Source organism: Mesorhizobium sp. M0478 (genome assembly GCF_040321305.1).
In the GTDB taxonomy this organism is placed as follows: Bacteria; Pseudomonadota; Alphaproteobacteria; order Rhizobiales; family Rhizobiaceae; genus Mesorhizobium.
Genome location: NZ_JAMYRH010000005.1, coordinates 39,680 through 59,609, shown reverse-complemented (window position 1 = coordinate 59,609; position 19,930 = coordinate 39,680). Strand labels below are relative to the sequence as shown.

Here is a 19,930-nt window from a genome sequence, read left to right as displayed (position 1 = left end):
GGGCGTCAGGACGTCATAGTATTGATATTTGTCGGAAATTTGGCCGTTCTTAACGGCTTTTGCGCAATCGAGGGGCCGCCATAACACAGGCATTCGGCCGTGTCGATTGGCCCTGGGCAGTACATCATTGCAAGCTCCGCAAGCGCACAACCGCCTTCAGCCCGCCCATCGTGGAGCGTTCCAGCGCCAGCGCCCCGCCATACTCGTTGACGAGGTCGGCAACGATGGCAAGTCCGAGCCCGGTTCCCGGCTTTGTCTCGTCGAGGCGCCGGCCGCGTTTCAAGACATCGCGGGCCTTGTCCTCGGGGATGCCGGGACCGTCATCCTCGATCGATAGCTCGAACAGGCCGGCTGCGGCCGGCGTGACGGATACGGCAACAGTGCTCTTCGCCCATTTCATCGCATTGTCGAGAAGGTTGCCGAGCAGTTCCTCCAAATCCTCGCGCTCGCCAGCAAAGACGATGTCGACCGCCGGCAGCGTAAGCGACAGGCTGACATCAGGCTTGAGTTTTTGCAGCACGCGCACCATGCGCTGCACCAGCGGCGTCACCGGCGTGCGGTAGACGACGCTGTCGCGCTGCGCCGCGACCCTCGCCCGCTGCAGGTAGTGGTCGACCTGTTTCTGCATCGACGCCGCCTGGTCGGCGATGAGCTGGCCCTTGGCGCCGCCGAGAGCCCGGCCCTCATTGATCAGCACGGCGAGCGGCGTCTTCAGCGAATGGGCAAGGTTGCCGACCTGCGTACGCGAGCGCTCGACGATGCGCTTGTTGTTTTCGATCAGCGCATTGGTTTCGTTGGCGAGCGGCTCGATCTCGGCGGGAAACCGGCCATCGAGCCGCTGCGCCGTGCCTTCGCGCACCTGGGCAAGCGCGTTGCGAACCCGGCGCAAGGGCTGGAGGCCGAGCAGGATAGCGATCGCATTGATGGCGATCATGCCGACGCCGAACAGGCTGAGATAGGTCAGCAATCGGCCCTGGAAGGTGGCGATCTCCTGTTCGAGCTCGGTCTTGTTGCCCATCACGCGGAAGCGCGCGGCGCGGTTCTTGGCGTCGAGCACGAATTCGCTCTCGAACACTTCGAGCTGCTCGTCGCCGATACCGTCGGTGGAGTAGCTGCGCTGGAAGCTCGAATTGAACGGCACCTCGGCGACGGTCGGCGACGGGATCGTCGTGGTCATCGAGGACGAATGAAGGTTGCCGTGCACACCTTCGGAAGCCGGCTCCACCGACCAGTACCAGCCCGAATTCGGCTCCGAGAAGCGCAGGTCGCCAAGGTCGGGAGCACCGGTGAGCTGGCCGGATTCGGAAACGCCGACCGAGCCGATCAGATTGAACAGATGCGCCGACAGCAGGCTGTCGAAGCCGCGCTCGCTGGCCTGGCGGTAGAGCGTGGTGATCAGAGTGAAGATGACGATCAGGGTGAGGATCGCCCAGATCGTGGAAAAGCCGATGACGCGGAAGGCCAGCGAGCGCGGCCAGAGCCGCGCCGAAAAAGGCTTCCTTGCTGGTATGGGGAGCGGTTCCGCCTTACGCCTCCGGCTCACGCATGCGATAGCCCATGCCGCGGACGGTTTCGATCATGTCGATGCCCATCTTCTTGCGCAGCCGGCCGACAAAGACCTCGATGGTGTTGGAATCGCGGTCGAAATCCTGGTCGTAAAGATGCTCGACCAGCTCGGTGCGCGACACCACCTCGCCCATATGGTGCATCAGATAGGCCAGCAGGCGGAACTCATGCGAGGTCAGCTTCAGCGGCACGCCGTTGACATCGGCCTTGGAGGCCTTGGTGTCGAGGCGCAGCGGCCCGCAAGTGAGCTCGGACGAGGCATGGCCGGCGGCGCGGCGGATCAGCGCCCTCACCCTGGCCAGCACCTCCTCGATGTGGAACGGCTTGGTGACATAGTCGTCGGCGCCGGCATCGATGCCCGACACCTTGTCGCTCCAGCGGTCGCGCGCTGTCAGGATCAGCACCGGCATCTTGCGGCCGTTGCGGCGCCAGCGCTCGACGACGCTGATGCCGTCCATCTGCGGCAGGCCTATGTCGAGCACGACGGCATCGTAGGGCTCGGTGTCGCCGAGGAAATGCCCCTCCTCGCCGTCATAGGAGCGGTCGACGACATAGCCGGCATCGACCAGCGCGTCGGCCAGTTGCCGGTTGAGATCCTTGTCATCTTCGACGACGAGTACGCGCATGATCGGTCAGGCCTGTTGATGTGTCAGATATAGGCCGATTCCGGTGGCCTGGGAAACGAGCCCTGCAAGGGGGAAGATTGGATCAGTTCGCCGGGACGACGATCTCGGAGCGGCGCGGACGCTGGCCGTCCTTGCCCGGCACAAGCACGACGATGACGCAGACCTCCTGGCCGCCACGCGTCGTCTGCGAAGCCTTGGCCAGCGTGCCGCCATTCTGCTCGGCAACCTGCTGGCCGATCGCGTAGCAATCCGCCGCGGCTGCCGGCGTCGCTTGCGACGCCAACAGGCCGGCCGCCGTGAGCGCCAGTATCGCGGTTCTGACATGAGAGCGAAGCGTTTTCATGGTCGGCGTTGTAACGCAACTGTGCTGAACGTGAAGTGAACGGTGAACGGGTGAAAATCCATCCCCGCAAAACCCCCTGCGCGCGCCGAATGAATGCGATCCTACCGCCCAGTCCCTCAGACCGGGCAATGGATTCATAACCGGAAAACCGGCTGCGCGGCTATGGTTTTTGCGCGCAGGTTCTCAATTCGCAGCCAGATTGGGAACAGGTCAAGGCGAGACCATTCTGAAGGGCCGCCCTAAATAGCGCGGGAAACGCCAAATCATCGGAGGGCGCCATGACGGATAAAGACCTTGCCGACCTTTACCGGGGCTATATCGCTTGCCTGAATGACCAGGACTGGGCGAAACTTGGAGACTTTGTCGGCGACGAGGTGCAGCACAATGGCGAAATGCTCGGCCTGTCGGGTTATCGCCGTATGCTCGAAGGCGATTTCGAGGCGATTCCCGACCTCCGCTTCAACATCGAACTGCTGGTCTGCCAGCCGCCGCGCGTGGCGGCGCGCCTGCATTTCGACTGTCATCCCAAGGGCGTGCTGTTCGGCCTGCCGGTGAACGGCAAGCGCGTGTCGTTCGCTGAGAATGTTTTCTACGAATTCGGAGAGGGTCGCATCCGCGAGGTGTGGTCAGTCATCGACAAGGCCGAGATCCAGGCGCAAATCTAGGTTGCTTCAATCAGTTTGCTCGGTGAGGGCGCGTATCCGCAGCACCCCGTGGTAGAGCGCCAGGTCCTCGTCATAGCGGGCCTCGGCGAACTCCAGGGACAGGCGGGTCTGGTCGCGCGAGCCGGTGGCGAAAGCGGCGCCGTCAAGGCGCGCCCGGATGCTGTCCATGATCAGACGCGTCTCGGCCTCGCCTTGCGCCTTCGACCAGACATGCAGCGTGATGAGCTGGTCGTCATCATTGTCGGCGCCGGTGTCCAGATCGAATGCGCTGGTCCTGCCATAGGTCACATAAGGGAAGGCGGCACTGTCGGCCGCCTGCTCGCGCAACCCGGCGCCACCGAGCAGCGCCGTCAGCGAGGCATCGCTCTTCAATCTCATGAACAAGGCTTGCAGCAAATCGCCGGGCGCCGTCATCGTCGTCTCCGTTCGCCTGTCACGCTTTGAACAACCTCAGTTTCGCGCGCAACCTAACCGCGTTGCACGGATTTCGCCAGATGACGATCCGCCTGATGGAAGGCGGCGAATCGGGCGGCATGGCCCTTTCACGGACCGGGTTCTATTTGGCATGCAGGGAGTTTCAAGAAGGGTGTTATGAGGAGCCCTGTTTTCTCCGGCAATTCGAGGTCATTTCATGCGAACGCCACCGCTGCTGCCGGCTTTTGGAAAGCTTGGCGTCAAGCCCCCGGTCGCGATTGCGGCAGCACCCGCCCTGTCGAAGAGGACCGTGGCCCTGCGCATGCGCGAGATACTTTCAATGCATGGCGGCCTGGCCTTGAAGCTGTCGGTGGTGGCCTGGACAATCCTGATCCTGGCGGCGGCATTTTTCATGTCAAGGGCCTGATGCCGATATGGCAAACCGCTACGCGTTGCGCATGGACGAGCCCGAGAGCTGGACTATCTTCGACATCTTCACCGGCCAGCCTGTCGAGCTTAAGCAACAGGTAATGGTGGCCATGAATTTGCGGGATGCGGAAGCGATGGCCGACCGCCTGAACAGCCGGGACGTCAAGCGGCGGGCAAAAGCCGACCGCAAGTCCTGACGCACGCTGATCTCAGCCGCTCTGATGCAAGACGAACGCGCGCTAGCCGAAATCCGCGGCTGTGAGCACATAAATGCTCTTGCGGGTGCGGGCGTAGGCCTTGCTGGCAATGTCATGGATGGAGCTGGACGCGGTGTCGAAGGCCGCCAGATAGGTGGCTTCCGCGGTCGCCGTCCCTGATGGCGCCTTCGAGAGGGCATCGGCGGCGACAGAGAAGGAAATCTGGAACATGCCGTCATGGCCGACAAAGCGGATGCGCTTGCCGGCCTCGTCATAGAAGCGGCTTGGATTGGGGAATGTCAGGCTCATGACGTGCCCCCCTTCGGCGCGGCGGCGGCTTTCTTGACGGTAGCCCGCTTCTTCTTCGGTGTCGGGTTCAAGGCTTCCGCGACGCGGTCGGCCTCTTCCTTGGCCAGGCGCAATTCCCTGAGCCTTGCCGTCTTGATCTCCCTGGCCCTCGCTTCGGACATGTAGTCGGAGGTTGCCTTGTTGCGCTCGGCCGTCTTCTTCTGCTTGTCCATGAAGCGGGCTTCAGCTTTTTCCATGATGCTCTGATTGCCTTCGGCCATCGCATAAATCTCCTCGTGCCTGAAATTGTGAAATCGAACTTACGATATAAATAGTCGCTTTGGCCTCGAAATTCAATTTTTCGAAATATCTAGGCGCCTCGCGACGTTTCGAACCCGGCAGACATCATAATACTTTTTAATATTTAATTTTGGCCACGAATAATTTTTGGCACTCCTATCTATCGAGTGCCAACACGCCTATAAGAACGGCGCGGTCGCCTATGCCGGCCCCAGAAAGAAGTTCTCATGAAGTTTCGGCCACTCCACGACCGCGTCGTCATCCGGCGCGCCGAAGGCGATGTCAAATCCAAGGGCGGCATCATCATTCCCGACAATGCCAAGGAAAAGCCGCAGGAAGGCGAAGTCATCGCCGTTGGGCCGGGCGCACGCGACGAAAACGGCGCGCTTGTTCCGCTCGACGTCAAGGCCGGCGACTTCATCCTGTTCGGCAAATGGTCGGGCACCGAGGTCAAGATCGACGGCGAGGACCTGCTGATCATGAAGGAAGCCGACATTATGGGCGTCATCGACAAGAGCGAGACGGCCGCTATCGGCAAGAGCGGGACGGTCGTCACCGAGAAGAGCGTCAAAGCCAAGAAGGCTGCCTGACCGGCCTGGCTTTGCCAGGCTCCGGCGAGCCGCTTGCTTCACCACACCAACGGGATTGAAAAAAATGTCTGCCAAGGAAATCAAATTCGCCACCGACGCGCGCGACCGCATGCTGCGCGGCGTCGAGATCCTCACCAATGCGGTGAAGGTCACGCTCGGCCCCAAGGGCCGCAACGTCATCATCGACAAGGCCTATGGCGCGCCGCGCATCACCAAGGACGGTGTGACGGTGGCCAAGGAAATCGAGCTTGCTGACAAGTTCGAGAACATGGGCGCGCAGATGGTGCGCGAAGTGGCTTCGAAGACCAACGACCTCGCCGGTGACGGCACCACCACCGCCACGGTGCTGGCCGCATCGATCCTGCGCGAAGGCGCCAAGCTGGTTGCCGCGGGCATGAACCCGATGGACCTCAAGCGTGGCATCGACCAGGCTGTCGCCGCCGTGGTCAAGGACATCAAGGCGAAGGCCAAGAAGGTCAAGTCGTCGGCCGAGATCGCGCAGGTCGGCACCATCGCCGCCAATGGCGATGCCAGCGTCGGCGCCATGATCGCCAAGGCGATGGACAAGGTCGGCAATGACGGCGTCATCACCGTCGAGGAGGCCAAGACCGCCGACACCGAACTCGACGTCGTCGAAGGCATGCAGTTCGACCGCGGCTATCTCTCACCCTATTTCGTCACCAATGCCGACAAGATGCGCGTCGAACTGGAAGAGCCTTACGTGCTCATCCACGAGAAGAAGCTCGGCAATCTGCAGGCGATGCTGCCGATCCTCGAAGCAGTGGTGCAGAGCGGCAGGCCGTTGCTGATCATCTCGGAAGACGTCGAAGGCGAAGCACTGGCGACGCTGGTCGTCAACAAGCTGCGCGGCGGCCTCAAGGTCGCGGCCGTCAAGGCGCCGGGCTTCGGCGATCGCCGCAAGGCGATGCTGGAAGACATCGCCGTGCTGACATCGGGCCAGATGATTTCCGAGGATCTCGGCATCAAGCTCGAAAACGTCACCATCGAGATGCTTGGCCGCGCCAAGCGCGTACTGATCGAGAAGGACACCACCACGATCATCGACGGCGCCGGCACCAAGGCGACCATCCAGGCGCGCATCGCGCAGATCAAGGGCCAGATCGAGGAGACCACGTCCGATTACGATAAGGAGAAGCTGCAGGAGCGGCTGGCCAAGCTCGCCGGCGGCGTCGCCGTGATCCGCGTCGGCGGCGTCACCGAGTCTGAAGTGAAGGAAAAGAAGGACCGCATCGACGACGCGCTGAATGCGACGCGCGCGGCGGTGGAAGAAGGCATCGTGCCCGGCGGTGGCGTGGCGCTTCTGCGCGCCAGATCGGCGCTGGCCGGGCTGACTGGCGCCAATGACGATGTGACGGCAGGCATTTCGATCGTGCTCAGGGCACTCGAAGCGCCGATCCGCCAGATCGCCGAGAATTCCGGTGTCGAAGGCTCGATCGTCGTCGGCAGGCTGTCCGACAGCAAGGACCACAATCAGGGCTTTGATGCCCAGAACGAGGTCTATGTCGACATGATCAAGGCGGGCATCGTCGATCCGGCGAAAGTGGTGCGCACCGCACTGCAGGATGCCGGCTCGATTGCAGCGCTTCTGATCACCGCCGAAGCGATGATCACCGACGTTCCGGCCAAGGATGCGGCGCCTGCGGGCGGCGGTGGCGGCATGGGCGGCTACTGACCATCGCCCGAAAATTGCCCGCCTGGGAATCTGGGCGGGCATAAATCAGAACAGGCTGCCGGGGACATTTCCCCGGCGAGCCAGGAATTTCCGTCAGTCAGTCAAGACCAGTCAGCAACGACAGGGAGATCGACAGATGATCACATTTGCCCCGAAGCCAAACGCTGTATCCGCGACCAAGCCGGCGGAGGAGAGCCGCTTCGATCGCATCCGCCGGATCGCCGCCGACAAGCACACGCAGGCCGATGCCGGGCCGATTGGCCGCGAGCCGTCGAAGACCGGCGACAAGCGGCCGATGTGACGGCTGCCAACCTCACGACATCGGCAACGCTCCGCCCTCTTCGGTGCGGCGGGCAATGAACTCGTCGAGCACATCGGATGTGGCAACGGCCGACGCCGGCGGCTGGAACTCGGCCAGCGTCCGCTTCCAGATGCCGGTGGCGCGCTCGGTGGCCGACTTCGAACCGGACTGCGTCCAGCTGCCGAAATTCGACCAGTCGGCGACCAGCGGCTCGTAGAAGGCGGTGCGGTAGCGCGTCATGGTGTGGCCGGCGGAGAAGAAATGCCCGCCCGGCTGGACTTCGGCGATCGCCTCGAAGCCGATAGAATCCTCGTCGCCGGGGGTCCTAGCGCAGAGTTCGGCAACCGTCTGCAATGCCTCGATATCGGTGATCAGCTTCTCGTAGGAGACGCTGAGGCCACCCTCCAGCCAGCCCGCGGCATGGATGCAGACGGTGGCGCCGGCAAGCACCGAGCCCCACAGCGCGAACTGCGTCTCGTGCGCCGCCTGCACATCGGAAATGTTGGCCGCACTGCCGCCGCCGGACCGCCAAGGCAGGCCGGTGAAGCGCGCCAGCTGGCCGGCGCCCAGCGTCGCCTTGACGTGCTCGGGCGTGCCGAAGGCCGGTGCGCCGGACTTCATGTCGACATTGGAGGAGAAGGATCCGTAAACCACCGGTGCGCCCGGCCGCACCATCTGCGCCAGCGCGAGACCAGCCAGCGCCTCGGCATGCTGCAGCGTCAATGCGCCGGCGACGGTGATCGGCGCCATGGCGCCGGCCAGGCAGAAGGGCGTGATGATGGACACCTGGCCGGCCTTGGCGAAGTCGATGATGCCCTGCGCCATCGGGATATCGAGCTGGCGCGGCGAATTGGTGTTGATGACGGTATAGCAATGGACGCCGGCAAGGAACTCGTCCTGCGAGAGGCCGCGCGCCAACCGGATCATCTCGAACCCGTCCTCGACCTGCGGCGTGCCACGGGCGAAGACGAAGGGAAACTTGTCCGACAGGGTCAGCTGCGCACGGTTGACGGCATAGTGGCGCAAATGGTTGTCGACATCCTGCGGCTCGATCCAGGGGCCGAGCATATGCAGCACATCGAAATTCTGAACAAGCTTGGTCAGTTCTTCGAAAGCGGCGAGCGTGCCCGGACGCCGTCCGCGTTCGAGATCGGTGACGTTGGGCGCCCCGGCCCCGGCGAGGAACGTCATCGAGCCGAGCTCCAGCATGAGATCGCGGCTACGGTTGCCCGCCAGCGCCCGGATGGATTTCGGCGCCGAGGCCAGTGCGGCGGTGACGATATCGCGGCCGATGCGCACCATCTGGCTGTCCTCATCTACCAGCGCACCGGCTTTGGCGTAGATCGCCCGTGCCTCCGGCGGCAGCACCTTGATGCCGAGCTCTTCCAGCACGCGCAACGCCGTGCCGTGGATGGCCGCGACCTGGTCGTCCGAAAACACCGGCTGCGGCAGGAACGGGTTTTTGAGCGAGCGATAGTTCGGGTGGCGGCTTGACCCGCTGCCGGCCACGCCGGTGTGCCCGCGCCGGCGCTCGCGCCTGGTCTCCCTTATGATGTCATCGACCATGGCCAAAACTCCTCATTGCCGCATCGCCTTGCCCTCGGGCCGTATGGCGAGCCGGAATAATTCGCGCCGGCCGCTCGACGCCGCCGACAATGTGCACCCAAAGCGCGGTCCCCTCCCCGGCGAATTCGTCGTCCAGCAACGCCAGCGCGACGCTTTTGCCTATTGTGTAGCCATAGCCGCCTGAGGTGACGAATCCGACCCGCCGGCCCTTGTGCCAGTCTGGCTCGAAGCCACTGGCGTCGGCATCGACGGAGCAGAACTCCAGCGTCACGATGCGGGCGGCGCTCAACAAACCGTGCGGTGTGGCCTGGCTGCCCTTGTGAGCCGGGCTGAAATGGAAGAATAGTCTTCGCCGGGTATGCCCGCCCTGAAATTGCCCGCTTGCGGTTCTCAGGTGGGTTGGGTGAGTTTCGGGAATGGCCAGTCCTTTAGAACGACGTCCAAGACGAAGAGGTCCGATCGCCGCCGCACTGCTGGCGGTGGACGCGTGGATCGATTCCTCGCTCTACGAAATCGGCTTCAAGGCCGGCCAGTTCTGGGAATCGGCAACCATTTTTTCGCGGCGCTTCCGAGTCACCGGCTGGCGACGCGGCATCATCGAGGTGCTGAGCGAAGGTTTTACGATGGGCGCCGGCGGCGTCGTCGTGCTGCTCGCACTCGCGATGCCGGCCTTCCAGATCACCACTGGCGACTGGCGCAGTCAGGGCGATTTCGCCGTCACCTTCCTCGACCGCTACGGCAACGAGATTGGCCAGCGCGGCATCATCCAGCGCGATTCCGTGCCTGTCGACGAGATGCCGGACCATGTCATCAAAGCAGTGCTGGCGACCGAGGACCGGCGCTTCTTCGAGCACTACGGCATCGACGTGCTAGGCCTGTCGCGCGCCATCTTCGAGAATGTGCGGGCCAATTCCGTCGTCCAGGGCGGCTCCAGCATCACCCAGCAGCTGGCCAAGAACCTGTTCCTGTCGAATGAGCGGACCTTCCAACGCAAGATCAAGGAAGCCTTCCTGTCGCTGTGGCTGGAGGCCAATCTGTCGAAGAAGGAGATCCTGCAGCTTTATCTCGACCGCGCCTATATGGGCGGCGGCACGTTCGGCATCGAGGCGGCGGCGGATTTCTATTTCGGCAAGAGCGTCAAGGATCTGAACCTCGCCGAGGCGGCGATGCTGGCCGGCCTGTTCAAGGCGCCGACCAAATACGCCCCGCACATCAACCTGCCCGCCGCCCGTGCTCGCGCCAATGTGGTGCTGTCGAACCTCGTCGATTCCGGTTTCATGACCGAAGGCCAGGTGCTGCAGGCAAGGCTGCATCCAGCCGAGATCGTCGACCGCGGCGAGCAGAAGAGCCCGGACTATTACCTCGACTGGGCCTTCGATGAGGTCAAGAAGATCGCCAAGCCCGGCCAGCATTCGCTGGTCGCCCACACCACTTTCGACGCCAACATCCAGAAAGCGGCGGAGGAATCCGTCGAATTCCATCTCCGCCAGTTCGGCAAGGAATACAACGTCACCGAGGGCGCCGTTGTGGTGATCGAGACCAATGGCGCGGTGCGCGCCATTGTCGGCGGCCGCGACTATGGCGCAAGCCAGTTCAACCGCGCCACCAAGGCGCTGCGCCAGACCGGCTCCTCGTTCAAACCTTACGTCTACGCCACCGCCATGGAGCACGGGTTCACCCCGGACTCCGTCGTCTCAGGCGGGCCGATCAGCTGGGGCGGCTGGTCACCGCACAATTACAATGGTGGCTCGGCCGGCAACGTGACGCTGATCACGGCGATCGCCAAATCGATCAACACCGTGCCGGTACGGCTGGCCAAGGACTATCTCGGCATCGGCCCGATCAAGGCGATGGCCGAATCATTCGGCGTGGAATCGCCGCTGGAGTCGCACAAGACCATGGTGCTCGGCACATCGGGCATGACGGTCATGGACCAGGCGACGGGCTACAGCGTGTTCGCGCAGAACGGCTTCGCCGGCTCGCGGCACGGCATCACCCAGCTCGTCACCCGCACCGGCGATGTCGTCTACGACTTTGCCAAGGATGCGCCGGCGCCGCATCGGGTTCTGTCGGAACAGGCTCTGAAATACATGAACACCATGCTGGCTGCGGTGCCGGCGATCGGCACCGCGCGGCGCGCGCAGCTGCCCAACATCGTCGTCGCCGGCAAGACGGGGACGACGCAATCCTATCGCGACGCCTGGTTCGTCGGCTTCACCGGCAATTACACGGCTGCCGTCTGGCTCGGCAATGACGACTTCACCCCGACCCGCAACATGACCGGAGGCACGCTGCCGGCGATGGTGTGGCAGCGGCTGATGGTCTACGCGCACCAGAATATCGACCTGAAGCCGATCCCCGGCCTCGACAAGCCCTTCGTCGACGAAGAGATCGCGGCCAAAGCCGAGGAAGCGGAGAAGAAAAATGCCGATCAGGCAGCCGCCGATGCCGCGGCCGAGCGCCCGGCGGTGCTGTCCAGCCGCACGACACAGACGCTGCGCGAGATGACCAAGGTGTTCCAGGCCGCGCCCGTGCTCGGCTCGCCGCAGACACCGGAGACCCTGTCGGCGCTTTGATTCCACAGCGCTGCTTGCTCTGTGGCCTGCTCCGCTATATCCCCGAACGATAATTCTCTCGACCCGGTTCTTCATGCTCAAGACCGCCTTTTTCACGCTGCTTTCACTTGCCATAGCCATCGGCCTCGGCGGCGGCAGCGTCTGGTATGCGCTGCAGGCGCAGAGCGGCGTCGGCGCGATCAGCATCGGCCAATGGACCGCCTTCCCCGAGATCGGCACGCAAGATGCCGACCCCTATTCGAAGGCGCGCGTGGCGCGCGAGGGCGTGCTGGCGCTCGGCAAGGCCGAGGGCTTGTCCTTCATCGCCGAACGCGATGCGGCCGGCGATGAGCTTCAGCGGCAATGCGACTACAGGATCGAGGGCAGTTTCCCCACCGCCCGGTTCTGGACGCTCTATGCCGCGGATCAATCGCTCGGCGTGGTCGACACCGGCAAGCCAAGGCTGGCGGCGCTGCAATCCTACCAAGTGCTGCGTCAGCCCGACAATTCGGTGATCATTGCCGTCGGCAACCGTCCGGCCCCCGGCAATTGGCTTCTGACCGAAGGTTTTGGCCGGATGTATTTCGTGCTCACCTTTTACGACACGCCGATTGCCTCAAGCACCGGCCTTTCCGACGTGTCGCTGCCCCGGATCGTCAAGGCTGGCTGCAATGCGTAGGTTGCTGCACGCCATCCTGCTCGGCCTGCTCGGCGCCGGCATCGTCCACATCGTGGTGCTTTTGCTGGTGCCGGAATTTACCGAGCGCGATGCCTGGTCACGGCTGGCGATGGCGTCCGACCTCTACAAGATGACTAGGCTGGATGCCGAGGCGGGCGGCGCGCCGGTGGTGAAGTCGGTAGATCCGCTGTTTTACGCCGCCGCCTGCCGCTTCGACCTTGCCGAAGGCATGGTGCGGATCAAGGCGCCGGGCAGCGTGCCGTTCTGGTCGGTGTCGGTCTATGACCGCAACGGCCACAATTTCTATTCCTTTAACGATCGCACGGCGACCGGCAACAAGCTGGACACCGTGGTGCTGACGCCGGCACAGATGATCGACGTGCGCAGGGAGCTTCCCGAAGACCTGCAAGGGGCGATCTTCGTCGAGGCGCCGATCGAGGAAGGCATCTTCGTCATCCGCGCCTTCGTGCCTGACGACAGCTGGAAGCCAGTTGTGTCGCAGTTCCTGGACCAGAGCTCCTGCGAACTGCAGGACTACTGACCTCACCCCGACGACCAGCAAATTCAGTGGTGCGGAACAGGCGTCCGTGGTGTGCCCGGCTGGTCCGCCGGTCGCGCCTGGCCCGCCAATGGCGGATGCTCGTAGCGGACGCCGGGAAAAATGATCACCGCCGCCGGCGTACCGGTGTCCTGAACTGCTCGATTGACTGGTGCCGATCGCGGCACGAAAGACAGTACCATGCCCATGGTTCGCGTATTCCTCTCGGTTGCCCCGGAGCACAACGCAACGCCTCCAAATGTGATTAAGGCCGGCAGAGGGTTAACGGAGCGCTAACGGATCGCGGCTAATTTGATGTTTGTTCCAGGCCTAGCGCGAAACCGACACAGTTGCGGTTGAGCATGGTCCGGGTTGTGTCGAGTGTCAGGCGTATCTTCCGTGTCAGCTTCGGATTTCAGGCAAATCGCCATACGGACGGAATCGGGAAAAGCCGAAAGGCTGTTTCGCGCCGCCGTGTCGGCGTTCTGCTCGCTGACCCGCCCGTCGCGCCGCGAGATCGCCCAGCTCGAGGATCTGACGCTGCCGCTGTTCGACAGCGTGCCGGTCGAATCGCGCCGCTATGTCGCCGCTGCCCTGTCCGAATGCGAATATGCGCCGGCCGCCCTGGTGCGGCGGCTTTGCGAGGAGCCGGTCGATGTCTGCGCGCCCTTGCTCGTCCGTTCGCGGGCGCTGGGCGACATCGACCTGATCGCGTTGATCGGCCGCCACGGCCTGCCGCATGCGCGCGCCATTGCCCGCCGCAAGGATTTGAACCCGACCATCGCGCAGTTGATCAAGGCGCTGGAAAAGCCGACCCTGGTGCGCGTGCGGCAGCCCGAGCCGATCGCCGACGTGGCGGGTGCCGACGCCGAAGCCGCTGCCGCCGCTCCCAGCGCACCAAAACTGCCCGGCAGCGCCGCCGAAACCGCCAGGCGCCGCCTGCGCTCGATGATGCTCGCCGAGGGCGAGGCGACATCGGTCAATCCCTTCGTCGGCTTAGCAACTTACAGCAAGCTGCGCGAGACGGCGCTGACCGGCAACGCCGCCTTCTTCCAGACCGCGCTTGCCGACGCGCTCGACATCGACTTCTCCACGGCGCGGTCGCTGACCGAGCATTCGAGCTATGTCTCGTTGCTCGCCGCGCTGCGGGCGCTCGACCTCAGCGAGGACAGGGCATTTCTGATCGTGGTCGCGGTTTACCCCCGGGAGTTTCCGCACCCGCAGGCGATCCGCATCTTCCTCGACCGCTACCGGCTGCTGCACCACGAGGCGGCGCTCGACAAGGTACGCGGCTGGAAGGCCGAAACATTGTCGCGAGCGGTGCGCGGCAACACTCCTGTCGCCGCGAATGGCGACCAAGCGCCGGACGTCGACAAAGCCAGCCTAGGGGCCAGCCTCAAGGCGTCTTGACGGAGAGAAGCTCCTCGACGGAAACCGTTCCGGCCTCGATCTCGACCACCCAGATGTCGGGATCGAATTTTTTCTCCTGCTCAAGCCTGGCGTCAAGCACGGCGGCATCGTCGCCGGCGCCGAGCAGCGTGAAAAAGCGATCATCCGGTTTGTCCGAATCGTAGCTCGTCTGCGGCGCCGGGCCGAACAGGGAGACCTCGCCCAGCCTGCCGCGCGTGAGCACGAAGACAGCGCCGGCCTCGGTTGCGCCGCGCTTGACGACGGCCGCAAAGCCGCCGGCGCCGAAAACACGGCGCAGCAGGGCCGACACCCAAAACTCGGTGGTTACGCGCATGACGAGGCTCCGGAGGACATGCGCGGCGTCTTAGCCGGATTTTCGTCTATCCGCGAGCGGTCGTCTTGACCACTCAATTGGTCAGGCCGATCTCGCGCATCTTGACGTAGACGACCTCGTCGGGCTCGCCCGTTTCCGGCAGGCCGAATAGCGACTGGAATTCCTTGATCGCCGCCTTGGTGCGGGCGCCGACGACGCCGTCGAGCTGCATGTCGTCATTGCCGAATGCCTTCAGGCCGGCCTGGATCTTGACGATGCGGGCATCGGGCGCCTGGGCGGATACCGGCGCGGAAACCGGGATGGGCGCAGGCGCGGCCTCGGGCGCGGCAACTCGAGCGGCGGCCATATCCACGGGCCTCGGCACAGGATGCGGGATGCCAGCTGTTGTCTGCTTGGCGCCGAGCTGGTCGAGCAGGACGGCGTCGATCTCACCGGAGGCCGGCAGGCCAACTTTCTGCTGGTATGCCTGGATCGCCTTTTGGGTATTCGGCCCGGAAATGCCGTCGACCGTTCCCGTGTAGAAATCGAGATCCTTCAGGATGCCCTGGACCTGCTCGACGGTCGGATCGCTTTTGACCGGAGCCGGGCCGGGCCGCAGGATGTTGATGGTGGTTTCGGGTTCGTCCGCGCCGGGGTGCGGAAAACCCTCGATGCTGCGGGTGGCGAAGAAGGCGCCGGCATGCGGAAACGGCTGGTACCACAGCGCGTTGGCGGAAACGTAGAACAGCGTCACCAGGAAGGCGGTCGAGCCGCCGACCAGGACCGGATTGCGCGAGATCGCGCCGCCCAGCGCAATCGCGCCGGCCTCGAACGCGCCGCTGCGGCGCTTGACCGCCTTAGGCTGTTTTGCGGAGCGAGCCATTCCTGTCCCCTTTCGCGTCGCCTTTCGTCCTGGTCGCGGACATCGGCAGCACGCCGTTCCTGTCGGTCGCGCTCCTCTTCGGCCCGTTCACCGGCAGGCTGATCGTGACCGTCGTCCCCTCGCCCGGCATGCTTTCGATCGACATCGTGCCGTCGTGCAGCGCCACCAGGCCCTTGACCAGCGACAGGCCGAGCCCGGTGCCCTCGAAGCGGCGCGTATAGTCGTTCTGGATCTGCATGAACGGCTTGCCGAGATTGACAAAATCTTCCTCGGCGATGCCGATGCCGGTGTCCCTGACCCAGAAATGCAGCCGCGAGCCGATCCGCTTGGCGCCGACGACGACATTGCCGCCATCGGGCGTGAACTTGACCGCATTGGAGACGAGGTTGATCAGGATCTGCTGCACGGCACGACGGTCGGCATTGATCTCCCCGGCGTCCGGCGCAATCTGCGCCTGGAGACCGATGTTCTTGGCATTCGCCTGCAGCTGCATCATCGACTGGCACATCTCGACCGCTTCGATGAATCGGAACGGTTCGGGCTCGGTCGCGTAGGCGCCGGCCTCGATCCTCGAGACATCAAGGATGGAGGTGACGACGGCAAGCAGATGCTGGCCCGACTGCTTCACCAGGCCGACATACTCCTTCTGGCGCGGGTCCTTGAAGCCGCCGAACATCTCATGCAGCAGCATGTCGGAAAAACCGATGATGGCGTTGAGCGGCGTCCGAAGCTCATGGCTGACGACCGCCAGGAAGCGGCCCTTCGCCACCTCGGCCGACGCTGCGGCCTCAGTGGCGGCAGCAAGCTCGTCGCGCAATTCGGCAGTCTCGTCGTTCTCGCGCAGCAGCAGAGTGAAGGTCTCCTGCTGCTCTTCGGCGCGCATCAGTTCGAGCTGAAATGGCCGGTAATTGTCGGCCGTCGAGGCGCTGCCGTCCTGCGGCAGCCTAACCCGAAGATCGAGCCGGCGCGCCAGGGCGCCATCGCGCATGTCGGCAAGCGCGCTGAGATAAGCAACGCGATCGGACAGGTGGATGCGGTCGAACATGCCGGCGCCGAAAAGCAGTTCCGGCGGCAGCTTCAGGATGGTGCGCGCCTTGGCCGAGGCATCCAGGACCTCGCCATGCCGGGCGACATGCAGGACAACGGCGTCGATCATATCTTCAAGGCGGTCGTTTGGAAGGAGCGCGGGCTGCGCGCGTGCGGCATCGCCGAGGGCTGCGAGCCGGGGAACCAGCGTCAGGCCCCAGGCGAGCGGCAGCAGCCAGTGCCACGCCGCGACTTGCGCCCCTCCGAGCGGGACGACAGAGCCGACAAAGGGCTGCAGCAGCATTGCGGCCAAGGTTGAGAGGCCGCCCCAAAGTGCCGCGCGCTTTGAACCGCCGATCCACCAGGCCTCGAATGGCAGTGCCAGGGCCAGCAGCGCAACCGGCGACGCCAGGCCGCCTGCTGCCGCGACGGCGCCGGCAAGGGCAAGACCGCCGGCGGCAAGGGCAACCTGGGCTGCCAGCGTCATCTTGCCCGACGCCGCCACCAGCAAGGCGGCGAACCAGCAAAGACCGAAGGCGGCGAAAATGGTTGCGACGGTGACGGCGGCGCCCATGCCCGAGGTGACCAGTGTCACCGCCGCACCGGCGGCGAAGAACGGAGCGGCAAGCATGATGCCGATGAACCGGCGCTGGCGCAGGCGATCGCCCTGGCCGATGATGGCCGGATGGACCATGCGTTCGCAACCGGCCGCCAGCGCGCCAGGCAGTTCAATATATCTGGCAGTTGTCAAACTCAACGCACTCGCACCCGGTCGTGACTGCCCCTGCTTTGCAGGTCGCTTTTGCTTGTTTGAAACTCGCATCCAGCGTTTAAGGAATGAATAAGGCTGACCGGAACAACGAGCGCGCTGCGGCAAAAATTGGAGCGCCGGCACCGGAATGCACCGCCATTTGTAGCCATAGTAAACGGAGCGTTATGTGCAAAGGGCGTGCCCGTGGCTGCGAAACCCTGAGCCGGCATGCCTGCTCTTCTGAAGATATCCATGCGCAACAATCGCTTAGATGGTTACTGCAAGGTTAAGAAAATTGCCGGCATTTGAGGCTAATGCACTGCAAAACGCCTCGCTTCGAATTTGCCTAAAATTTGAGGAAAATTTTCGCTGAGCAAGAAAGCCGTCCTTTGCGCCTCATGTGCCATTGTCGCTGATATAAAGAGGTCATTGCGCATGGACGCATGATCCGGTCATTGGACGAGAGGGCAGATCGATGGGCTTTTTGATAAGAATGGCGTTCTGGTTTTCGCTGGTGTTGCTGGCGCTGCCGCTGACCGTCGGCCCCGACGAGGATGGCCGCGAAAGCGTCGGGCCGTTCCAGGCGCTTTTTGCGGCGCGCGAAGCGGTCGGCGACATCGCCGGCATTTGCGAGCGTAAGCCGGACGTCTGCGAAACCGGCAAGTCGGCGATGCATACGATCAGCGCCCGGGCCAAGGAAACCGCCAAGATCGCCGCCGCGATGCTGGACGACAAGAGCGCCGAGACCTCGCCCGATACATCGCTGGCCACCGGCAGCGTCGCCAAGGACATCGTGCTGCCGGCGACAGTCAACATACCTGCCAAGCTGGTGGCGAAGAACTAAACACCGTTTCAGCTGTATCTACAGCGACACCGCAGGCCGGTCGGACCTCTCGATGCCTGCGGTGCTTTTCTTCTTTTTCCGTGACGCCGCAGCCGCGGATGACTATATCCTGAGCAATGGCCACGACGATCCAGACGATCCGCGACGACTTCTCCCTGCTCGACGAGTGGGAAGACCGCTATCGCTATGTGATCGAGCTCGGCGAAGCGCTGCCGCCATTTCCCGACGCCGAACGCAACGCCGCCAACAAGGTGCCGGGCTGCGTCAGCCAGGTCTGGCTGACCACGAGCCGAGCGCCGGGCGCCGATCCGGTCATCACCTTCACAGGCGATTCAGACGCTCATATCGTGCGCGGTCTGGTCGCCATCATGCTGGCGCTGTTTTCGGGACGGACTGCCAGCCAGATCCTTGAAACGGACGCAGAGGCGACGCTGAGGTCGCTTGGCCTCGACGAACATCTGTCGCCGCAGCGGGCCAATGGCCTGCGCTCGATGGTCAAGCGCGTCAAGCGGGACGCCGAGATGGCTCTCAAGCAGACTGCTTGATTGCTCTATCTTCTCTTCTTTCGACGCAATTCCAAGGGAAAGCGCTCGGCAGTTTTCCTGGAATTGTTCTAGGAACAAAAACGGCGCCGTAAGGGGCGCCGTTGATCTTGTCCATTGGAGCCGGTGTTACCGCCCCTTGCGCTTGCGGCCGAGGCCCATCTTCTTGGCCAGCTGCGAACGGGCAGCGGCATAGTTGGGGGCAACCATCGGATAGCTGGCGTCGAGATTCCACTTCTCGCGGTATTCATCGGGCGTCAGACCGTAATGGGTCATCAGGTGGCGCTTCAGCGACTTGAACTTCTTGCCATCTTCAAGGCAGACGATGTAATCGTCATGAACAGAGCGCTTCGGGTTTACCGCAGGCTTCTGCTTGTCGGCCAGAGGCTGTTCGCTTGCTCCGCCCACGCGCCCGAGAGCGGCATGGACATCAGCGATAAGGTTCGGCAATTCGCCGACCGGCACGGGATTGTTGCTGACATAGGCTGCCACCACATCGGCGGTCAGCTCGATCAGCGCATCGCTATTTCTGGAAGGTGTTTCGACGATATCCATGGTTTAGGCCCCAACAAAGGATGTTTCTGTTTGCGCCCTTTTTGGAAGATCGGGCATGGCGCGAATTTCACGCGGGAAGAGCTTCATGGATTCGCGTCCGGGCATCTTAATGAGCCCACAGACAAAGTAAGTCAATTCGCATCTTGCGCTATATTCAACGATATTCATCGAATAGTCGCTCTTCAGCTTCAATCTTTCGTGCACTCTGTAACTTCGCGATATTTTCTGGTCGGACCAGGACTAGCATGACGTAAGGTCACACCACCGCTAAATCAGCAAGGACTCATAAAGTGGGCAGCGATGCTTGGTCTATGCTTCGAGGTTTGGGCGGCTGATTGTCGGATTCGTACCAAACCGCAAGTTGCAAAGCGTTGGCGAAACACGCCGAAGAAGATCTTCGGTCTGACCGGATTCAATACGGCGTGAGGTATTTTCCATAGACCCAGCCACTAACAAAACCACCATTTTGCGCCGGGTCGTGCCAAACTTGACACCATTGATAGCGAATTGCCTGTTTCTGTTTCCAGTGCGGCTGGCCGGCGATCTCCAGAAGATTCAAGCCGCCGGTGCACTTGCCGGTCATCTGCAGGATCGTCCCGTTGGGATAGGCGGCCTGCTTCTGCGAGGTGCCGGACGGATATTTGCGAACGTTGAGCGTGTCGCCGAACGGCACGCCAGCCACTTGCCAAGCGGCGAACGCGGTTGCATGAGACTGGCCGGTGAAAGCCAGAACGGTCGAAGCGACGACGGCGAGAGCCGCAGCGGTGTTGATATGGAAATTCATCATCCTCTCCTTTTGGCTCATCTCCCGAGCCCGCCGCAACCAATACATCCCGGCCCTTGAACCCGCGCTGAT

Annotated in this window: 25 protein-coding genes; 12 read left to right on the top strand and 13 right to left on the bottom strand. The window is 63.1% G+C overall.

Going from position 1 to position 19,930, the window contains the following annotated elements; all coding sequences use genetic code 11:
- Positions 1 to 124 precede the first annotated feature (124 nt).
- From NKI64_RS13860 to NKI64_RS13850, 3 genes are all read right to left on the bottom strand, one after another.
- A complete protein-coding gene (locus NKI64_RS13860) occupies positions 125 to 1,543 on the bottom strand; it encodes an ATP-binding protein (protein ID WP_352668408.1) in 1,419 nt (472 codons plus the stop codon).
- A complete protein-coding gene (locus NKI64_RS13855) occupies positions 1,527 to 2,192 on the bottom strand; it encodes a response regulator transcription factor (RefSeq protein WP_023670175.1) in 666 nt (221 codons plus the stop codon). The genes NKI64_RS13860 and NKI64_RS13855 overlap by 17 nt, the downstream gene beginning before the upstream one ends.
- An 82-nt stretch (positions 2,193 to 2,274) precedes the next feature.
- Positions 2,275 to 2,535: a hypothetical protein gene (locus NKI64_RS13850; protein WP_023670174.1), complete on the bottom strand. Its 261-nt coding sequence runs from the start codon at positions 2,533 to 2,535 to the stop codon at positions 2,275 to 2,277.
- Positions 2,536 to 2,813: 278 nt separating this feature from the next.
- Between NKI64_RS13850 and NKI64_RS13845 the strand changes: the two genes are divergently transcribed.
- Complete coding sequence (locus NKI64_RS13845) at positions 2,814 to 3,200, top strand: ester cyclase (protein WP_023692811.1); 387 nt, start codon at positions 2,814 to 2,816, stop codon at positions 3,198 to 3,200.
- Between the two features lie 6 nt (positions 3,201 to 3,206).
- On the opposite strand, the gene NKI64_RS13840 is transcribed toward NKI64_RS13845, so the two are convergent.
- Complete coding sequence (locus NKI64_RS13840; RefSeq protein WP_352497122.1) at positions 3,207 to 3,614, bottom strand: DUF3168 domain-containing protein; 408 nt, start codon at positions 3,612 to 3,614, stop codon at positions 3,207 to 3,209.
- Positions 3,615 to 3,831: 217 nt separating this feature from the next.
- Here NKI64_RS13840 and NKI64_RS13835 point away from each other — a divergent pair, with 217 nt between their 5' ends.
- Both NKI64_RS13835 and NKI64_RS13830 read left to right on the top strand, forming a co-directional pair.
- A complete protein-coding gene (locus tag NKI64_RS13835; RefSeq protein ID WP_023670172.1) occupies positions 3,832 to 4,041 on the top strand; it encodes a hypothetical protein in 210 nt (69 codons plus the stop codon).
- Between the two features lie 31 nt (positions 4,042 to 4,072).
- Positions 4,073 to 4,240: a hypothetical protein gene (locus tag NKI64_RS13830; protein ID WP_245261983.1), complete on the top strand. Its 168-nt coding sequence runs from the start codon at positions 4,073 to 4,075 to the stop codon at positions 4,238 to 4,240.
- A gap of 42 nt (positions 4,241 to 4,282) precedes the next feature.
- On the opposite strand, the gene NKI64_RS13825 is transcribed toward NKI64_RS13830, so the two are convergent.
- On the bottom strand, positions 4,283 to 4,549 hold the full coding sequence (locus NKI64_RS13825) for a DUF1488 family protein (protein WP_023670170.1): 267 nt from the start codon (positions 4,547 to 4,549) through the stop codon (positions 4,283 to 4,285).
- Positions 4,546 to 4,809, bottom strand: a complete 264-nt coding sequence (locus tag NKI64_RS13820; protein ID WP_023670169.1) for a hypothetical protein — start codon at positions 4,807 to 4,809, stop codon at positions 4,546 to 4,548. Before NKI64_RS13820 ends, NKI64_RS13825 begins: the two co-directional genes overlap by 4 nt.
- Positions 4,810 to 5,055: 246 nt before the next feature.
- Between NKI64_RS13820 and NKI64_RS13815 the strand changes: the two genes are divergently transcribed.
- The 3 genes from NKI64_RS13815 (at position 5,056) to NKI64_RS13805 (ending at position 7,412) form a co-directional block, all read left to right on the top strand.
- Positions 5,056 to 5,418: a co-chaperone GroES gene (locus tag NKI64_RS13815; protein WP_023698577.1), complete on the top strand. Its 363-nt coding sequence runs from the start codon at positions 5,056 to 5,058 to the stop codon at positions 5,416 to 5,418.
- Between the two features lie 64 nt (positions 5,419 to 5,482).
- Entirely contained in the window at positions 5,483 to 7,111 is a 1,629-nt protein-coding gene (groL, locus tag NKI64_RS13810; protein ID WP_023684537.1) for a chaperonin GroEL, read from the top strand.
- Between the two features lie 136 nt (positions 7,112 to 7,247).
- Complete coding sequence (locus NKI64_RS13805; RefSeq protein ID WP_023698576.1) at positions 7,248 to 7,412, top strand: hypothetical protein; 165 nt, start codon at positions 7,248 to 7,250, stop codon at positions 7,410 to 7,412.
- A 12-nt stretch (positions 7,413 to 7,424) separates the two neighbouring features.
- Here NKI64_RS13805 and NKI64_RS13800 read toward each other — a convergent pair whose 3' ends face one another.
- Together NKI64_RS13800 and NKI64_RS13795 are read right to left on the bottom strand one after the other, a co-directional pair.
- Positions 7,425 to 8,978 (bottom strand): trimethylamine methyltransferase family protein, encoded by a 1,554-nt coding sequence (locus NKI64_RS13800; RefSeq protein ID WP_352446349.1) that lies wholly within the window; start codon positions 8,976 to 8,978, stop codon positions 7,425 to 7,427.
- Positions 8,968 to 9,267 (bottom strand): glycine cleavage T C-terminal barrel domain-containing protein, encoded by a 300-nt coding sequence (locus NKI64_RS13795; RefSeq protein WP_023824203.1) that lies wholly within the window; start codon positions 9,265 to 9,267, stop codon positions 8,968 to 8,970. The genes NKI64_RS13800 and NKI64_RS13795 overlap by 11 nt, the downstream gene beginning before the upstream one ends.
- A gap of 127 nt (positions 9,268 to 9,394) precedes the next feature.
- Here NKI64_RS13795 and NKI64_RS13790 point away from each other — a divergent pair, with 127 nt between their 5' ends.
- From NKI64_RS13790 to NKI64_RS13775, 4 genes are all read left to right on the top strand, one after another.
- Entirely contained in the window at positions 9,395 to 11,554 is a 2,160-nt protein-coding gene (locus NKI64_RS13790) for a transglycosylase domain-containing protein (RefSeq protein WP_023684539.1), read from the top strand.
- 73 nt (positions 11,555 to 11,627) lie between these two features.
- Complete coding sequence (locus NKI64_RS13785; protein ID WP_023670163.1) at positions 11,628 to 12,212, top strand: DUF1214 domain-containing protein; 585 nt, start codon at positions 11,628 to 11,630, stop codon at positions 12,210 to 12,212.
- Positions 12,205 to 12,753 (top strand): DUF1254 domain-containing protein, encoded by a 549-nt coding sequence (locus tag NKI64_RS13780; RefSeq protein ID WP_023732034.1) that lies wholly within the window; start codon positions 12,205 to 12,207, stop codon positions 12,751 to 12,753. The genes NKI64_RS13785 and NKI64_RS13780 overlap by 8 nt, the downstream gene beginning before the upstream one ends.
- 396 nt (positions 12,754 to 13,149) lie before the next feature.
- Positions 13,150 to 14,160 carry a hypothetical protein gene (locus NKI64_RS13775; RefSeq protein WP_352668405.1) on the top strand — a complete coding sequence of 337 codons (1,011 nt, stop codon included), beginning with the start codon at positions 13,150 to 13,152 and terminating at the stop codon, positions 14,158 to 14,160.
- Here NKI64_RS13775 and NKI64_RS13770 read toward each other — a convergent pair.
- From NKI64_RS13770 to NKI64_RS13760, 3 genes are all read right to left on the bottom strand, one after another.
- Entirely contained in the window at positions 14,147 to 14,494 is a 348-nt protein-coding gene (locus NKI64_RS13770) for a DUF1491 family protein (protein WP_352668403.1), read from the bottom strand. The two genes, NKI64_RS13775 and NKI64_RS13770, sit on opposite strands and share 14 nt — an antisense overlap.
- A 73-nt stretch (positions 14,495 to 14,567) precedes the next feature.
- Entirely contained in the window at positions 14,568 to 15,356 is a 789-nt protein-coding gene (locus NKI64_RS13765; protein ID WP_023670159.1) for a peptidoglycan-binding domain-containing protein, read from the bottom strand.
- The gene (locus NKI64_RS13760; RefSeq protein WP_352668659.1) at positions 15,331 to 17,076 is read right to left on the bottom strand and encodes an ATP-binding protein; all 1,746 of its coding nucleotides are present in this window, start codon (positions 17,074 to 17,076) and stop codon (positions 15,331 to 15,333) included. Before NKI64_RS13760 ends, NKI64_RS13765 begins: the two co-directional genes overlap by 26 nt.
- A 532-nt stretch (positions 17,077 to 17,608) precedes the next feature.
- Here NKI64_RS13760 and NKI64_RS13755 point away from each other — a divergent pair.
- Both NKI64_RS13755 and NKI64_RS13750 read left to right on the top strand, forming a co-directional pair.
- Positions 17,609 to 17,977, top strand: a complete 369-nt coding sequence (locus NKI64_RS13755; RefSeq protein WP_023684546.1) for a DUF5330 domain-containing protein — start codon at positions 17,609 to 17,611, stop codon at positions 17,975 to 17,977.
- Between the two features lie 116 nt (positions 17,978 to 18,093).
- Positions 18,094 to 18,522: a SufE family protein gene (locus tag NKI64_RS13750; protein ID WP_023673679.1), complete on the top strand. Its 429-nt coding sequence runs from the start codon at positions 18,094 to 18,096 to the stop codon at positions 18,520 to 18,522.
- Between the two features lie 126 nt (positions 18,523 to 18,648).
- Here NKI64_RS13750 and NKI64_RS13745 read toward each other — a convergent pair whose 3' ends face one another.
- Both NKI64_RS13745 and NKI64_RS13740 read right to left on the bottom strand, forming a co-directional pair.
- The gene (locus NKI64_RS13745; RefSeq protein ID WP_023727649.1) at positions 18,649 to 19,074 is read right to left on the bottom strand and encodes a Ros/MucR family transcriptional regulator; all 426 of its coding nucleotides are present in this window, start codon (positions 19,072 to 19,074) and stop codon (positions 18,649 to 18,651) included.
- A gap of 412 nt (positions 19,075 to 19,486) precedes the next feature.
- Positions 19,487 to 19,861 (bottom strand): SH3 domain-containing protein, encoded by a 375-nt coding sequence (locus NKI64_RS13740; protein WP_023702200.1) that lies wholly within the window; start codon positions 19,859 to 19,861, stop codon positions 19,487 to 19,489.
- Between the last annotated feature and the right edge of the window lie 69 nt (positions 19,862 to 19,930).

Excerpts from the sequence above, each read along its gene's own strand:
- NKI64_RS13855 (WP_023670175.1), bottom strand. The coding sequence starts at position 2,192 with ATGCGCGTACTCGTCGTCGAAGATGACAAGGATCTCAACCGGCAACTG.
- NKI64_RS13850 (WP_023670174.1), bottom strand. The coding sequence starts at position 2,535 with ATGAAAACGCTTCGCTCTCATGTCAGAACCGCGATACTGGCGCTCACG.
- NKI64_RS13845 (WP_023692811.1), top strand. The coding sequence starts at position 2,814 with ATGACGGATAAAGACCTTGCCGACCTTTACCGGGGCTATATCGCTTGC.
- NKI64_RS13840 (WP_352497122.1), bottom strand. The coding sequence starts at position 3,614 with ATGACGGCGCCCGGCGATTTGCTGCAAGCCTTGTTCATGAGATTGAAG.
- NKI64_RS13835 (WP_023670172.1), top strand. The coding sequence starts at position 3,832 with ATGCGAACGCCACCGCTGCTGCCGGCTTTTGGAAAGCTTGGCGTCAAG.
- NKI64_RS13830 (WP_245261983.1), top strand. The coding sequence starts at position 4,073 with ATGGACGAGCCCGAGAGCTGGACTATCTTCGACATCTTCACCGGCCAG.
- NKI64_RS13825 (WP_023670170.1), bottom strand. The coding sequence starts at position 4,549 with ATGAGCCTGACATTCCCCAATCCAAGCCGCTTCTATGACGAGGCCGGC.
- NKI64_RS13820 (WP_023670169.1), bottom strand. The coding sequence starts at position 4,809 with ATGGCCGAAGGCAATCAGAGCATCATGGAAAAAGCTGAAGCCCGCTTC.
- NKI64_RS13815 (WP_023698577.1), top strand. The coding sequence starts at position 5,056 with ATGAAGTTTCGGCCACTCCACGACCGCGTCGTCATCCGGCGCGCCGAA.
- groL (WP_023684537.1), top strand. The coding sequence starts at position 5,483 with ATGTCTGCCAAGGAAATCAAATTCGCCACCGACGCGCGCGACCGCATG.
- NKI64_RS13805 (WP_023698576.1), top strand. The coding sequence starts at position 7,248 with ATGATCACATTTGCCCCGAAGCCAAACGCTGTATCCGCGACCAAGCCG.
- NKI64_RS13800 (WP_352446349.1), bottom strand. The coding sequence starts at position 8,978 with ATGGTCGATGACATCATAAGGGAGACCAGGCGCGAGCGCCGGCGCGGG.
- NKI64_RS13790 (WP_023684539.1), top strand. The coding sequence starts at position 9,395 with ATGGCCAGTCCTTTAGAACGACGTCCAAGACGAAGAGGTCCGATCGCC.
- NKI64_RS13785 (WP_023670163.1), top strand. The coding sequence starts at position 11,628 with ATGCTCAAGACCGCCTTTTTCACGCTGCTTTCACTTGCCATAGCCATC.
- NKI64_RS13780 (WP_023732034.1), top strand. The coding sequence starts at position 12,205 with ATGCGTAGGTTGCTGCACGCCATCCTGCTCGGCCTGCTCGGCGCCGGC.
- NKI64_RS13770 (WP_352668403.1), bottom strand. The coding sequence starts at position 14,494 with ATGCGCGTAACCACCGAGTTTTGGGTGTCGGCCCTGCTGCGCCGTGTT.
- NKI64_RS13765 (WP_023670159.1), bottom strand. The coding sequence starts at position 15,356 with ATGGCTCGCTCCGCAAAACAGCCTAAGGCGGTCAAGCGCCGCAGCGGC.
- NKI64_RS13760 (WP_352668659.1), bottom strand. The coding sequence starts at position 17,076 with ATGGTCCATCCGGCCATCATCGGCCAGGGCGATCGCCTGCGCCAGCGC.
- NKI64_RS13755 (WP_023684546.1), top strand. The coding sequence starts at position 17,609 with ATGGGCTTTTTGATAAGAATGGCGTTCTGGTTTTCGCTGGTGTTGCTG.
- NKI64_RS13750 (WP_023673679.1), top strand. The coding sequence starts at position 18,094 with ATGGCCACGACGATCCAGACGATCCGCGACGACTTCTCCCTGCTCGAC.
- NKI64_RS13745 (WP_023727649.1), bottom strand. The coding sequence starts at position 19,074 with ATGGATATCGTCGAAACACCTTCCAGAAATAGCGATGCGCTGATCGAG.
- NKI64_RS13740 (WP_023702200.1), bottom strand. The coding sequence starts at position 19,861 with ATGATGAATTTCCATATCAACACCGCTGCGGCTCTCGCCGTCGTCGCT.